General features: G+C 51.8%; 1 protein-coding gene. It reads right to left on the bottom strand.

What is annotated here, in order from left to right:
• Nucleotides 1–278 (bottom strand): hypothetical protein (locus SB658_RS23470; RefSeq protein WP_410602695.1); only part of this gene is annotated, 278 nt, incomplete at both ends.

Here is a 278-nt window from a genome sequence, read left to right on the forward strand (position 1 = left end):
GTTTTCAGCATCGGGCCTATCGTGAAGTCGGCAACCGAATCGTACAGACGGGAAATGACATCCGGCGCCACCTTTTGTGCATGCGACTTCATTTGCTCAACGTCATATGATTTTTTTATGGGTGCCTCTGTATATCTGCTTATTTCTCCTTCCGCACATGTCTTCCGGCTTTCTTTACCGGAGACAGTGCAGCTTGCGGTAAAGCGTTCGGCACTCTTTTCTGCCGCAAATGAAATGTCAATCTGCGCGGCCTCACCAGGCTCCAGCGTGACGGGCCC

Origin of the sequence: Bacillus sp. SIMBA_008 (assembly GCF_046535495.1) — a bacterium.
In the GTDB taxonomy this organism is placed as follows: Bacteria; Bacillota; Bacilli; order Bacillales; family Bacillaceae; genus Bacillus; species Bacillus subtilis.